This window comes from Parapusillimonas granuli (genome assembly GCF_013416525.1).
GTDB classification, from domain to species: domain Bacteria; phylum Pseudomonadota; class Gammaproteobacteria; order Burkholderiales; family Burkholderiaceae_B; genus Parapusillimonas; species Parapusillimonas granuli.
Window position 1 is genome coordinate 108,602 of record NZ_JACCEM010000005.1, and the last position, 13,477, is coordinate 122,078.

The window sequence follows — 13,477 nt, forward strand, 5'->3', positions numbered from 1 at the left end:
TCTGGCCGGCAAATAGAACACAGGAGCCAGCCATGATCCGCGACCCGGAAACGTTCCCGCTTTTTATCGACTCCTTGCGCCGCTTCGTCCGTGCGCGGCTCGTGCCGCAAGAGAAACGGGTGGCGGACCTGGATGAAGTGCCCGAAGACCTAGTCCGGGAAATGGCGGCCCAGAACATGTTCGGGTATTCCATCCCCGAGGAATACGGCGGCGTGGGCATGAGCACCGAAGAGCTCGTCCTGGCGGCCATCGAGCTTTCGCAATGTTCGGTCGCTTTCCGGGCGCGCGTCGGCACCAACACCGGGATCGGATCCGAGGCGTTGGTGGCGGACGGCACGCCGGAACAGAAGCGGCGCTATCTGCCGTTGCTGGCAAGCGGCGAGGTGACCGGCGCGTTCGCATTGACCGAGCCGGAGGCGGGGTCCGACGCCACGGCGCTGAAGACGACCGCGCTGCGCGACGGCGACGATTACATCCTGAATGGCAGCAAGTGCTTCATCACGAACGCGCCGATCGCGGGCCTGTTCACGGTCATGGCGCGGACGGATCCGGGTAATCCCAAAGCGAGCGGCATCTCCGCCTTCCTGGTAGAGCGCGATACGCCGGGCCTGAGCACCGGCGTTCCCTACCAGAAGATGGGGCAGGCGGGCTCGCCGGTGTCCGAGGTGCATTTCCAGGACTGCCGCGTTCCCGCCGCCAACATCGTGGGCGGCAAGGAAGGCATGGGCTTCAAGACCGCCATGAAGGTGTTGAATAAGCAGCGCATCCATCTGGCGGCCTTGTGCATCGGCCCCGCTGTGCGCATGCTGGAAGAGGCGATGAAATTCGTGAGCGGACGGCAGCAGTTCAAGCAGCCGCTGATGAACTTCCAGCTGATCCAGGCCATGATCGCCGATTGCCAGACCGACATCCAGGCGGCGCGCGCGCTGGTGCTGCAGACGGCCCGCCAGCGGGACGACGGCGAGGACGTCACGCTGAATGCGTCCATCTGCAAATATTTTGCATCTGAAATGTGCGGCCGCGTGGCGGACCGCTGCGTACAGATGTTCGGTGGCTATGGCTACATCGCCGATTTCGGCATCGAGCGCTTCTATCGCGACGTCCGCTTGTTCCGCCTGTATGAAGGCACCAGCCAGATCCACCAACTGAACATTGCCCGCCTCACGCTGCAGGCGGCGGGCTATGCGCCGGGGCGCTGAGGCGCCGCCTCCGGCATCGCCTGACCTCGTCTGTTTGCAGCCTCGTTAAAAGACCGAATCAATCTGGAGACATCATCATGCTGAAGAAAATAGTCACGGGCCTGGCGGCCGCCGCCCTTTGCGCCGCCGCATCGCTGGCCCATGCGGCCTATCCCGAAAAACCCATACGGCTGATCATTCCGTTCGCGCCGGGCGGCTCCACGGACATCCTGGGACGCGTCCTGGCGGAAGCCATGCAGCCCATGCTGGGCCAGCCCATCATCGTGGAAAACAAGGCCGGGGCGGGCGGCAACATAGGCGGGCATTTCGTCGCCCAGGCCACGCCGGACGGCTACACGCTGCTGCTGGCGGCGGCCGGGCCCACGGTGATCAATCCCAGCCTTAACAAGAACATGCCGTTCAGCCCGGTGACGGACTTGGCGCCCATCACGGCCATCACCGCCGAGCACAACCTGATGGCGATCAACCCGTCCATCCCCGCCAAGAACCTGCGCGAGTTCATCGCGTACGCCAAGCAGCACAAGGGCGGCATTTCCTTCGGCTCGCCAGGGGCGGGCACGCCGGCGCACCTGGCGGGCGAGCTGCTGAACAAGATGGCCGGGCTGGACATGCAGCACGTTCCGTACAAGGGCAGCGGCCCGGCGGTCACCGACCTGGTCGCCGGGCACATCGGCCTGATGATAGACAACATGCCGCCGCTGCTGCCGCAAGTGCAGTCGGGACGCCTGCGCGCGATCGCGGTGCCCAGCGCCGCCAGGACCGCGGCCATGCCCGGCGTGCCCACCTTCGAGGAAGAGGGGCTCAAGGGCTACGTGATCATGGCATGGAAGGGGCTGATGGCGCCCGCCGGCACGCCGCAACCCGTCATCGACAAGCTGCATGCCGCCATCGTCGAGGTGCTCAAGCGGCCGGACATCCAGAAGCGGCTCATCGAGCTGGGCGCGGAGCCCAAGGGCAATACCCCCGCCGAGTTCGCCGAACAGATACGCAGCGAAACCGAGTGGTGGGCGAAGCTGATCAAGGACACGAACACGACCGTCAACTGACGCTCCTGGCCTGCCGTGGAAGAGCATGATGAGCACTGAAAAACTGAATGATCCAGCCGCCCGGGACGTGGCCGCCTTGCGCCAGCGCGTTCGCGCCTTCATCGACGGCGTCGCCATTCCCATGGAGCGCCCCGGGATCGCGCAGGATGTCGACGCGCTGGACGAGGCCGTCGGCCGCTTGCGCGTCCAGGCGCGGGAGGCGGGCATATACGCGCCGCAGCTGCCCACGGAGTGGGGCGGCCTGGGGCTGGGCTGGGAAGCGTGCTGCGAGATCTTCGAAGAAGCGGGGCGGGGGCTGCTGGGGCCGTTGGCGCTGAACTGCGCGCCGCCCGACCAGCCCAATATGCTGACGCTGCTCGAGCTCGGCAACGCGGGCCAGCTGCGGCGCTATCTCGCGCCCCTGGCGCGCGGCGAAAAGCGCGCTTGCTTCGCCATGACGGAACCCGCGCCCGGCGCGGGCTCCGATCCGGGCATGCTGCGCACCCGCGCGGAGCGCTGCGCGGATGGATGGGTGCTGGACGGCCACAAGAAATTCATCAGCGGCGGGGTCAAGGCCGATTTCGCGCTGGTCGAGGCGGATACGGACGAAGGCGTGACGCTGTTCATCGTGGAAGCGGGCACGCCCGGCTATCGCGTGGCGCGCGACATTCCCACGATAACGGGCTACCAGATCGGCGGGCACGCCGAGATGCATTTTGACCGCTGCAAGCTGCCCGGCGCCGCGGTGCTGGGCAAGGTGGGCAAGGGCCTGCAATATGCGCAGCTGCGCCTGGAGCCGGCACGCCTGTCGCACTGCATGCGCTTCATCGGCCGCGCGTCCCGGGCGCTGGAACTGGCCCAGGCTTATGTGCAAGAGCGCGAGTCTTTCGGCAGCCGCCTGGCCGAACTTCAGCAGGTGCAGGCCATGATCGCCGATTCGCACATCGACCTGCACGCGGCGCGCCTGATGACGCGGCATTGCGCGCGGCGCATGGACGCCGGACTACCGGTGAAGCATGAATCGTCGATGGCCAAGGTTTTCGTGTCGGAAGCCGTCAACCGGGTCGTGGATCGCGCCGTGCAGCTTATGGGAGCGCTTGGCGTCTCGGACGACACGCCGGTTTCCATGATATGGCGCGAAGCACGGCCCTTCCGGATCTACGATGGCGCGAACGAACTGCACCGCGCCACCCTGGGCAGGCGTATCCTGGCTCATCAGCTGCTTCCTTGAGAGAACGAACATGACGTCCACATTCACGGGTTTCCGGCTGCACGCGCCGGAAGGCGGCGGGCAGGCGCCCGCGCTGCGCAAAGAAACACTGTCGCTGGAAGACCTGTCCGCCGGAGACACCGTCATAAAAGTCGCCTTTGCGGGGGTGAACTATAAAGACGCCCTGGCCGCCACCGGCCAGGGGAAAATCATACGGCGCTATCCGCGCATCGGCGGCATAGACCTGAGCGGGCGCGTCGTGTCCTCGGCCGCGCCCGGCCTGGCGCCCGGCGACGAGGTCGTCGTGCACGGCTACGGCCTGGGCGTGGACCACGACGGCGGGTATGCGCAGTATGCGCGCGTGCGCGGCGAATGGGTCATGCCGCTGCCCGCCGGCATCAGCCTGATCGACGCCGCCACCTTGGGGACCGCGGGCTATACGGCCGGGCTGGCGCTTCACTGCATGGAACACAATGGGCTGGAGCCTGCCAAAGGGCCCGTCGCCGTCAGCGGCGCCACGGGCGGGGCGGGCGGCATTGCCATCGACATCCTGAGCCGGCGCGGCTACGAGGTCACGGCCGTGTCCGGCAAGGCGGACGACTGCCGGGACTATCTCGCGTCCTTGGGCGCCAAAGACGTCATCGCCCCGCCGGATTTCGGCGCGGCCGCGCCCCTGGCGCACGCGCGCTGGGCCGGCTGCGTCGATGCGGTGGGCGGCCCGATGCTGGCCTGGATGCTCGGCGCCACGCAAAGCGAAGGCGTCGTCGCCGCCTTCGGCAACGCCGGCGGCAACGAGCTTTCCACCACGGTATTTCCTTTCATACTGCGCGGGGTGAAGCTGCTGGGCATCAACGCCAACAGCCCGATGGACGTGCGCCGGGAAGTCTGGGCCAAGCTCGCCACGGTGTATCGTCCCGCCCGGCTGCAGGCGATCCGGCGCACGATTGCGCTGGACGGCCTGCCGGACGCGGTGGCGTCCATGCTGGCGCGGCGCAGCCATGGGCGCATCGTCATCGACATGAGCCTGTGATTACGTTTCCCCCATTTTTCATTGCAATTCGCCGAACCATGACTTCCACCGCCACGCTGAATTCCCTTTTCGCCCCTCGCAGCATCGCCGTCGTCGGCGCGTCCAACACGCGGGGGAAATCGGGCGCGACGCCCATCGCGCTGTTGCGCAAGCAGGGCTATGCCGGCCGCATCCATCCCGTGAACCCGAAAGAGCATGAGGTGCAGGGGCTGCCCTGCTTTCCAACCATAGGAGACATCGACGGCGACGTGGACCTGGCCATCATCGCCGTGCCGGCCAGGTTTGCGCGGGGCGCGCTGGAAGCCGCCCGGCCGGGGCAGCTGGGCAACGCGGTCATCTTCACCTCTGGATTCGCCGAGGTGGACGAGGCCGGACGCGCGGAGCAGAAGGCGCTTCAGGCCTTGGCCGGGCAGCGCGGCATACGCCTGCTGGGGCCCAACTGCCTGGGTTTCATGAACATCCCGCAAAACGTCTACGCCACGTTTTCGCCGGCGCCGCTGACCGGCATCGTGCCCGCCGGCAAGATCGGCATGGTCACGCAGAGCGGGGCTTTCGGCGCTTACGCCTACAGCATGGCGCGCGAACGCGGGATCGGCCTGTCGTTCTGGGTCAGCACCGGCAATGAAAGCGACGTGGACGTCGCCGATTGCATGCAATGGCTGGTGCAGGACCCGAATACCGAAGTCATCATGGCCTACATGGAAGGCTGCCAGGACGGCGAGGCCCTGAAGCTGGCCTTGCGCGCCGCGCACGAAGCGGGCAAGCCGGTGGTCGTCACCAAGATAGGCCGTACCGCCGCGGGGGCGCAGGCCGCGGCATCGCACACCGCCGCCCTGGCGGGCAATGATGCGGTTTACGACGCGCTGTTTCGGCAATATGGCGCTTACCGGGCGCACAGCATGGACGAATTCTTCACCCTGGGGCAGGCGCTCAGCATCTGGAAGGGCGGGCGTGCCCGGCGCAGCCTGGGCATCGTCACCATTTCCGGCGGCGTCGGCGCCTTGATGGCCGACGAGGCCGACGACCAGGAGCTGGCCTTGCCGCCGCTTCCGGAGGACTTGCGCCGGCGCCTGCTGGCGCGCATCCCGTTCGCGGGCCCGGCCAACCCCGTGGACGTCACCGGTCAAGCCATCACGGACCCCGCCGTCTTCCAGGACACCTGCCTGGACATGCTGGAAACCGGGGCCTATGGCGCGCTTGCCGTCTTCCTGGCGGCGGCGGGCTCGTCCGAATCCCTATGGCCGCACATCGAGCAGCTCGCCCGGTCCCTGCAGGCCCGGCATCCCGAAACCCCCTTGGCCATTTGCGCGCTGCTGCCCGCCGAAAGGCGGCGCAAGCTGGAAGAGCTGGGCTGCATGGTGTTCTCCGACCCCAGCGACGCCGTGCGCACCCTGGGCGCGACGCTGGGCCGGCACGTCGCGCTGCCGGCGCGGCCGGACGGCTCCCAGGCCGATTCCTTCGCCGTGGAGCCCGGCGCGGGCACATTCAGTGAAAGCGCATCCTTGCAGATACTGGCGCGGGCCGGCATTCCCGTCGTGCCCAGCATCGTGGCCACGTCCGCCGCCCAGGCATGTGCCCATGCGAAGGCGCTGGGTGCGCCCGCAGCCATGAAAATCGTCTCGGCCGACATCCCGCATAAAAGCGATATCGGCGGCGTGCGGCTGAACGTGCAGGGAGACGACGCGGTGGCGCAAGCCTACCAGGCCTTGCGGGACGCGGCGAAAAAACACGCGCCTGCCGCCAAGGTGGACGGCGTGCTCGTCGCGCCCATGATTTCGGACGGCGTGGAGTGCATCATGGGCGTGCACGGCGACCCGGTGTTCGGTCCCGTCGTGATGTTCGGCCTGGGCGGCGTCTTCGTGGAGATCCTCAAGGACGTCACCTTCCGCCTGGCGCCGTTCGACGCCGAAGAGGCGAAAGCCATGATTCTTTCCACGCGCGCCAGCGAAATCCTGCAAGGCGCCAGGGGGAAGCCGGCGGCCGACATCGACGCGCTGGCTCAAGCCTTGGCCGCGCTGTCGCGGCTCGCCTACGCCGCCCGCGATACGATCTCGTCCATAGACGTCAACCCCATCGTCGCGCGCCCCGCGGGGCTGGGCGCGATGGCATTGGACGCGGTGGTCGTTCGCAAGGCTTGAGCAGAAGGGAGCGGACCCTGCTTGGGAAATGCTCCCTTTGGAATTTGCGTTTTTTTATAAGGCCAAGGCTTGAAGTCATGGGGTAAAGTAGAGCACCCCTTCCCATGAAAGACATAAAGTTTCTTTATGCTTTCAATCAAAAATTTAATTTGATGGCCGTTCGGCATTCAACGTTAATACTCGATGTGGGCGTCCTTGTTGTGCTGTCGCCGTCGTCGATCACATCACATCCATAAAATCCGGCGCCCCTCATAGACCATAGACGGCCGTTCCTTGGCGGATTGCAGGCTGTCCAGCTCCTCCGATTCAAATTTGACAGGGGAAAGAAGATGCTCGCAGCGCGATTGATGAGACTGTTGGTATTGATGGGCGGCATGGCTATTGCGACCTCCGGCTTGGCTTCCCAGCCCATTGAAAGTTTTCCGAGTCACCCCGTAAAGCTCGTGGTGCCCTTCAGCCCTGGCGGCAGTGTCGACATCACGGGCAGGTCCATTTCGCAGCGGCTGGGCGAGCTGCTCAAAGTGCCGGTCGTGGTCGAGAATCGGCCGGGGGTTGCGGCCGTGATCGGCACGCAGTCGGTCGTCAACGCCAAGCCGGACGGCTACACCCTGCTTGTCGGATCGACTTCCCTGAGCATCCGGCCCCACCTGGATCCGCCTCTGCCTTTCAATCCGAATGTCGACTTGATGCCCATTACGCTGGCGGCGAATGTGTCCCATGTATTGATGGTGTCGCCCGAGCTTGGCGTCAAGAATGTGGCCGATCTGGTCAAGCTCTATGAAAAGCGGAAAACCCCCATACTGTATGGGGACGTCGGCCAGGGATCGCTCCACTATCTGGCGGGGGAGCTCTTCAAGCGGGGCACCGGCATAGAAATCACTCATATCAGCTACAAGGGCACCAGCAATATGCTGACGGACCTGCTCGGGGCGCATGTCGAACTGGCGTCCATCGAGCTGTCGGTGGCGGGCTCCTACATCAAAAGCGGCCGTCTCATTCCCATAGGCCTGGCGGCAATGGAGCGCAATGCGGAATGGCCGGACCTGCCGACGATCGCCGAACAGGGCGTCAAGGACTACGAAATCACCTCGTGGTTCGGCTTCCTTGCGCCGGCGGGCACGCCTGAGCCCATTGTCAACGTCTTGAACGCGAAGATGGTCGAGGCGCTGGCGGATCCGCAGGTGAAGGAGGCCTATGCGAATGCCGGCCTGAGCGTCGTGGGCTCGACCGTCGAATACTTCAAGAACTACCTGGCTGCGCAGGACAAGAAGTGGGGCGGCGCCATCAAGTCGTCCGCACGGAAGTAAGCCGGTTCAACGACCAGATGCGAGCGTTCACCATGGAGTTCACGCACACCATCAACGGCTTGGCCGTTTCGAGCGAGGGAGACTTCGAAGTCATCGATCCGGCGACGGCGCGTGGCTTCGCGCGCTGTCCCGATGCGACGCGCGAGCAGCTTGACCAGGCGGTGGCCGCGGCAAGGCGGGCATTCGGCCAGTGGCGCCGGACACCGGCGGCGGAGCGCGGCGAGTACGTGCGGGCCTTCGCCGCTGCCCTGCGTGCTTCGGCGACCCGGCTCGCGCCCTTGCTCACACAAGAGCAAGGCAAGCCGCTGGCCGCCGCAACAAGCGAGTTCCTGCGGTCCGCCGACCATATCGACGTTCTGAGCACCATCGACATCGGCGGTGAACTGCTGCGCAGTGGTGGTCGCGACAAGGTGGAGCTGCACTACCGCCCGCTCGGCGTCGTGGGGGCGATAACGCCCTGGAACTTTCCGGTGGTGCTCGCGGTATGGAAGATCGCCCACGCCATCTACACGGGCAACACGGTCGTGCTCAAGCCGTCGCCGTACACTCCCCTGACCACGCTGAAGCTCGGCGAGCTCGCGCGCGGCATCCTGCCGCCGGGAGTGCTCAATGTCCTGGCCGGAGGCAACGACTTGGGCGCATGGATGAGCGAGCACCCAGGCATAGACAAGATTTCGTTCACCGGTTCCGGGCCGACCGGCAAGAAAGTGCTGAGAAGCGCCTCGTCCAGCCTGAAAAGAGTGACGCTGGAACTGGGGGGCAATGACGCCGCGATCGTGCTGCCCGACGTCGACATCCCGAAAGCCGCGCAGGACATTTTCTGGGGGGCGTTCAACAACAGCGGCCAGATATGCAAGGCGATCAAACGCATCTACGTGCATGAAGACATCTACGCGCCCATGGGAAACGCGCTTGCCGCGATCGCGCGCGCCACGAAGGTGGGCAGCGGCATGGAGCCGGGCGTGCAGCTGGGCCCCGTCCAGAATCGGGCGCAGTTCGACATCGTCAATGCTCTCATCGACGATGCGCGCCGTCAGGGCGGCGAGTTCCTGTCCGGCGGCGAGCCGCTGCCCCTGCCGGGATACTTCATCCCGCCCACCATCGTGAGCGGTCTCGGCAAGGGAAGCCGGCTGGTCGAAGAAGAGCCTTTCGGTCCCGTCGTGCCGCTGATCCGCTATGTGTCGGTGGATGACGCGCTGGACCAGGCGAACGATACGGCCTTTGGCCTGAGCGGCTCTATCTGGACTGTGGACATCGAGCAAGGGCGAGCCCTCGCGGCGCGGCTCGAGGTCGGCACGGCATGGGTCAACCAGCATGGCGGCAGCGATCCGCATCTTCCTTTCGGGGGAGCGAAGGCATCGGGCATGGGCCATGAGAACGCTTTGCTGGGTTTGCGCGATTACATGCAGCTCAGCGTCGTCCAATCACCTCCGGATCCTTCGGCTCCGGCTGCCAAATAAACATGGAAGGAATGTCACGATGTCCAGCATCCCCAATGCAAGCAGAAACCATGCCGGCCAGGCGCGATCACGAGAGCCGCAAACCGCGGTCGTCCCGGATGAGCAGGAGCTCACAGTCGCCCAGCGCTACCTGAAGCGATTGCACGCACATGGAGTCGAATACATCTTCGGCAACGCCGGCACTGACTTTCCGCCCTTGATCGAGGCGCTGGCCAAAGGCGGCCATGGTGTCGAGCCCGTTCTGATTCCGCACGAGAACGTCGCCATGTCCATGGCCTACGGCTATGCGATGATCACGGGCCGCCCGCAGTTGATCATGGTGCATGTCAGCCTTGGCACCGCGAATGCATTGTGCGGCTTGTTCAACGCGGCCAGGCAGCACATTCCCCTGCTGTTGACGGCGGGCCGTTCACCGGTCCTCGAGTATGGCAAGCTCGGAGCGCGCAACAACTACATCAATTGGGCGCAAGAGATGTTCGACCAGAGTGGGATGGTGCGCGAACTGGTCAAATGGGAATACGAGCTGCGTGATCCCGCGCAGGTGGAGGATGTGGTCGACCGGGCGGTGGCGGTCGCGTGCTCGGCTCCGCAGGGGCCGGTTTACCTGGTGCTTCCCCGCGAAGTGCTGTCGGCGCAATCCGGTACGCGGGACGACGGCGGCATCGGCATGCAGGCGCCTGTGCGCGCCGGCATGCCCAACGCCGCCGACATGGCCACCGCGATCGAATGGCTGAATGATGCCGAGCGGCCGCTCATCATTACGGCGGACGCGGGCCGCACGAGCGAAGGATTCCATGCCATGACGGCGCTGGCCCAGGACCGGGGCATTCCCGTCGTCCAGTATCGGCCGCGTTATCTCAGCCTGCCCGCCGGCTCGCCGGCAAATGCCGGTTTCGACCCCGTGCGCCTGCTGCCCCAGGCGGATCTCATCCTCGTGGCCGATGCCGACGTGCCGTGGCTGCCCGGGAGCGGCGGGCCGGCGCCGCAGGCGAAAGTCATCCACCTGGGCATGGACCCCCTGTTCCTGCGCTATCCAATACGCGGATTCCGGTCCGAGCTGTCGCTGCAGGGCGACACGGCATCCATCTTGAAGGCTTTGTGGGCGGGCACGGAGGGCCGCCGCGCTTCAGCGTGGCTGGCGCAGGCTCATGCGAGGCAGCGCGGCGCCGCCGACGAGGCGGCGGCGCTGGGCGATTCGATGAGCAATCGCTACATATCGCGCTGCATCGCCGATGCGATGGACGACGACAGCGTGCTCATCAACGAATACACGTTCAGCCTGGAAGAGCTGCGGATAGACGGGCCGGGCCGCTACTTCTCCCATAGCCCCGCCGGCGGCTTGGGCTGGGCGCTCGGCACCGCCCTGGGCGTGCGCATGGCCAAGCCCGATTCGGTGGTGTTCGCTGCGGTCGGCGATGGTTCGTACATGTTCGGAAACCCGACCCCGACCCATTTCGTCAGCGCTGCGCGAGGCCTGCCGTTCATTACGGTGATCTACAACAACCGGCGCTGGGGGGCGGTCCATCGTGCGACCTTGTCCATGTATCCCGACGGCGCCGCGGCCCGCATGCCCGAACCGATATTCGCGACGCTCGAACCCGCGCCGGATTACGAGCGCATCGTCGAAGCGAGCGGAGGGCTGGGCTTGAGGGTGGAGGACCCCGCGGAACTGCCCGCGGCGCTGGCGCGGGCGGTGCACGCGGTGCGCGAGGAAAAGCGGCAGGTCGTCCTGAATGTGATTACCGAGATCAATTACGCCCGCACGAGCTGAGCGATGATCAGGCCCCGCATGGGGCCTGAACCCCCAGCTGGACGCGATTAGCGAGATCGGGCGGCCGGGGTAGCGCAGCAGCGCCTGGCGGCAGCCCTGCGGGCGGGCTTCGCGCACGTAGCTGGCGAAGGTCGAGACGGTTTTCCAGAAGCTGCCCGAAATCAACGCCCGAGGCATCGCCATCTTCCTGGTCGAGCAGGACGTGCACCGCGCATTGAGCATCGCCGGCCGAGGCTATGTGCTGAAACATGGACGAATCGTCATGGCCGGATCCTGGGCGGTCCGGCCTTTTTCTTGGCTCATGAATAAAACAATAAATGTCATAAAATCTATGTTTGACGTAATTCGTTTTATTCACTACTATTCGCCCAATCAAGAATTATTCGAGACACATAACTTTCTGGTGAACGCGTGAATACAGCCACACACAGCCAGGCAAGGCTCCGCCTGACCGACGTTTCGTCCGGCTACGGTTCAATGAATGTCCTGCACGGCGTGTCCCTGGAGGTCGGGGGCGCCGAGGTGGTCGCCATCATCGGCCCGAACGGCGCCGGAAAGACCACGTTGATAAAGACCGTATGCAGGCAGCTGCCGCAAACCAGCGGCAAGGTCTGGCTGGATGCGCGCGACATCACCGGAACGGCCGTCAAGGACGTCGCGTCGCTGGGCATCGCCGTGGTTCCGGAGGGGCGGGGAATATTTCCGAGCCTGACCGTCATCGAGAACCTCAAGCTCGGCCTGTATTGGCGCCGGAAGGCCGCGCGCATGGAACAGGAAATCGAAGAGGTGGTTCAGCGCTTCCCCAGGCTGCGCGAGCGTTTCAAGCAAACCGCCGGATCGCTGTCGGGGGGAGAGCAGCAAATGCTGGCCATTGGAAGGGCCCTGCTGTCCAAGCCGAAGGTGCTGCTGCTGGACGAGCCGTCCATGGGCTTGTCGCCGCTGTTCGCGCAAGTCGTGTTCAAGGTCATCAAGGAATTGAAAGCGGCCGGAGTCTCCGTGCTCCTGGTGGAACAGAACGCCGAGGCGGCGCTGCGCATTTCCGACAGGGCATACGTTCTGGAGCGGGGGCGGATCGCCATCAGTGGCGAGTCGCAAGTATTGCGGGTTGATCCGCGTGTAAGAAGCGCATATCTGGGGGGCTGAGCCCGCCGCGATGGATGCGCCATCCAATAGTCGATAACGATATTCAGGAGACAAGCATGAGCATCATCACAAAACAAGCGGTGAAGTGGCTGGCGCTATGCGCAGCGGCGTTCGTGTCGTCGGCCGGCGCCGAGATAAGGATCGGGCTCATCGGGCCCATGTCGGGCGCGGCGGCCGTGTATGGAACCGAGGCGAAGGCGGGCGCGGAGTTCGCCCTGGCGCAGTTGAAAGAAATGCGGGACAAGGCGGCCGGAGAGATCCGGCTGATCTCGGCCGACAGCACCGGCAATCCAGGCTTGGCCGCTCAAGCGGCCGAACGCATGGTTTCCAGCGACGGGGTCACGGCGATCATCGGGGGCATGACGAGCGCCGAAACACAGGCGATCATCGAAGTCACGCGCAAGGCCGGGGTGGTGCAGCTATCGCCGCTGGCGCAAGACAACTCGCTGACGCGGCAAGGCAATCAGTGGTTCTTCCGGATCGCGCAGAGCGCGGATGATTTCGGGGCGAAAGCGGCCCGGTGGATGATGCAGGATCACGGCGCCAAGCGCGTGTTCATTCTGGCGCGCAACGACAACTACGGCATTTCGAACGCCGACGGTTTTGCAGCGGGCCTGAAAGAGCTCGGTGGAGTCGAAGCCGGGCGCGCCACATACGAACCGGCGGCGAAGGATTTCCGCCCCATTCTGCGCACCGTTGCCCAGGCCAAGCCGGACTTCGTGGCCATCATGGGGTTCTACACGGATGCCGCGCTCATCGTGAAGCAAATGGGCGAGATGAAAATGAAGGTGTCGATATACGCCAACACGGCGCCCGGCCTTCCGCAGTTCTCGCAGATCGCCGGGCCGGCTTCCATCGGCACCTACGGCGCGCTCTACTACTTCGCGGGCTCGGTCGACACCGAACGCGGCAAGCAATTCGTCGAACAATGGAAGGCCGCCTACAAGCGCGCTCCCAGCCAGTACGAGGCAATGGGATATGACGCCATGCTGCTTCTGGCGCACACGCTGGGCACGTTGCCGGACGTAAAGAAAGCGACATCCGAGCAATTGAAAGACGCGTTGCTGAAGGTGTCCGGCTTCCAGGGCGGCGCCGGAACGATTTCCATCAAGCCGAACGGCGACGTGGAGCGGCCCCTTCCGTTCGTGCGGCTCGGGAAAAACGGTCTGGAACTCGACCGCCTCGTGCAGTAAG

10 protein-coding genes are annotated in these 13,477 nt (G+C 65.1%); all 10 read left to right on the forward strand.

What is annotated here, in order from left to right; genetic code table 11:
* The first annotated feature begins 32 nt into the window (after positions 1-32).
* Complete coding sequence (locus H0A72_RS10420; RefSeq protein ID WP_180155031.1) at positions 33-1,199, forward strand: acyl-CoA dehydrogenase family protein; 1,167 nt, start codon at positions 33-35, stop codon at positions 1,197-1,199.
* Positions 1,200-1,276: 77 nt separating this feature from the next.
* Positions 1,277-2,245 carry a Bug family tripartite tricarboxylate transporter substrate binding protein gene (locus tag H0A72_RS10425; protein ID WP_180155032.1) on the forward strand — a complete coding sequence of 323 codons (969 nt, stop codon included), beginning with the start codon at positions 1,277-1,279 and terminating at the stop codon, positions 2,243-2,245.
* Positions 2,246-2,273: 28 nt separating this feature from the next.
* Positions 2,274-3,455, forward strand: a complete 1,182-nt coding sequence (locus H0A72_RS10430) for an acyl-CoA dehydrogenase family protein (protein ID WP_180155033.1) — start codon at positions 2,274-2,276, stop codon at positions 3,453-3,455.
* Between the two features lie 10 nt (positions 3,456-3,465).
* A complete protein-coding gene (locus H0A72_RS10435) occupies positions 3,466-4,464 on the forward strand; it encodes an acrylyl-CoA reductase family protein (protein WP_180155034.1) in 999 nt (332 codons plus the stop codon).
* Between the two features lie 38 nt (positions 4,465-4,502).
* On the forward strand, positions 4,503-6,602 hold the full coding sequence (locus tag H0A72_RS10440; RefSeq protein WP_180155035.1) for an acetate--CoA ligase family protein: 2,100 nt from the start codon (positions 4,503-4,505) through the stop codon (positions 6,600-6,602).
* 347 nt (positions 6,603-6,949) lie between these two features.
* Positions 6,950-7,909 carry a Bug family tripartite tricarboxylate transporter substrate binding protein gene (locus H0A72_RS10445; protein ID WP_180155036.1) on the forward strand — a complete coding sequence of 320 codons (960 nt, stop codon included), beginning with the start codon at positions 6,950-6,952 and terminating at the stop codon, positions 7,907-7,909.
* A 32-nt stretch (positions 7,910-7,941) separates the two neighbouring features.
* Positions 7,942-9,369 carry an aldehyde dehydrogenase family protein gene (locus H0A72_RS10450; RefSeq protein WP_246436944.1) on the forward strand — a complete coding sequence of 476 codons (1,428 nt, stop codon included), beginning with the start codon at positions 7,942-7,944 and terminating at the stop codon, positions 9,367-9,369.
* Between the two features lie 19 nt (positions 9,370-9,388).
* Positions 9,389-11,140 carry a thiamine pyrophosphate-requiring protein gene (locus H0A72_RS10455; RefSeq protein ID WP_180155037.1) on the forward strand — a complete coding sequence of 584 codons (1,752 nt, stop codon included), beginning with the start codon at positions 9,389-9,391 and terminating at the stop codon, positions 11,138-11,140.
* 477 nt (positions 11,141-11,617) lie between these two features.
* Positions 11,618-12,283, forward strand: a complete 666-nt coding sequence (locus H0A72_RS10460) for an ABC transporter ATP-binding protein (RefSeq protein WP_180155524.1) — start codon at positions 11,618-11,620, stop codon at positions 12,281-12,283.
* Positions 12,284-12,339: 56 nt separating this feature from the next.
* Entirely contained in the window at positions 12,340-13,476 is a 1,137-nt protein-coding gene (locus H0A72_RS10465; RefSeq protein WP_180155038.1) for an ABC transporter substrate-binding protein, read from the forward strand.
* The last annotated feature ends 1 nt before the right edge of the window (position 13,477 follow it).

Coding starts and splice junctions, on each gene's coding strand:
- H0A72_RS10420 (WP_180155031.1), top strand. CDS start 33: ATGATCCGCGACCCGGAAACGTTCCCGCTTTTTATCGACTCCTTGCGC.
- H0A72_RS10425 (WP_180155032.1), top strand. CDS start 1,277: ATGCTGAAGAAAATAGTCACGGGCCTGGCGGCCGCCGCCCTTTGCGCC.
- H0A72_RS10430 (WP_180155033.1), top strand. CDS start 2,274: ATGAGCACTGAAAAACTGAATGATCCAGCCGCCCGGGACGTGGCCGCC.
- H0A72_RS10435 (WP_180155034.1), top strand. CDS start 3,466: ATGACGTCCACATTCACGGGTTTCCGGCTGCACGCGCCGGAAGGCGGC.
- H0A72_RS10440 (WP_180155035.1), top strand. CDS start 4,503: ATGACTTCCACCGCCACGCTGAATTCCCTTTTCGCCCCTCGCAGCATC.
- H0A72_RS10445 (WP_180155036.1), top strand. CDS start 6,950: ATGAGACTGTTGGTATTGATGGGCGGCATGGCTATTGCGACCTCCGGC.
- H0A72_RS10450 (WP_246436944.1), top strand. CDS start 7,942: ATGGAGTTCACGCACACCATCAACGGCTTGGCCGTTTCGAGCGAGGGA.
- H0A72_RS10455 (WP_180155037.1), top strand. CDS start 9,389: ATGTCCAGCATCCCCAATGCAAGCAGAAACCATGCCGGCCAGGCGCGA.
- H0A72_RS10460 (WP_180155524.1), top strand. CDS start 11,618: ATGAATGTCCTGCACGGCGTGTCCCTGGAGGTCGGGGGCGCCGAGGTG.
- H0A72_RS10465 (WP_180155038.1), top strand. CDS start 12,340: ATGAGCATCATCACAAAACAAGCGGTGAAGTGGCTGGCGCTATGCGCA.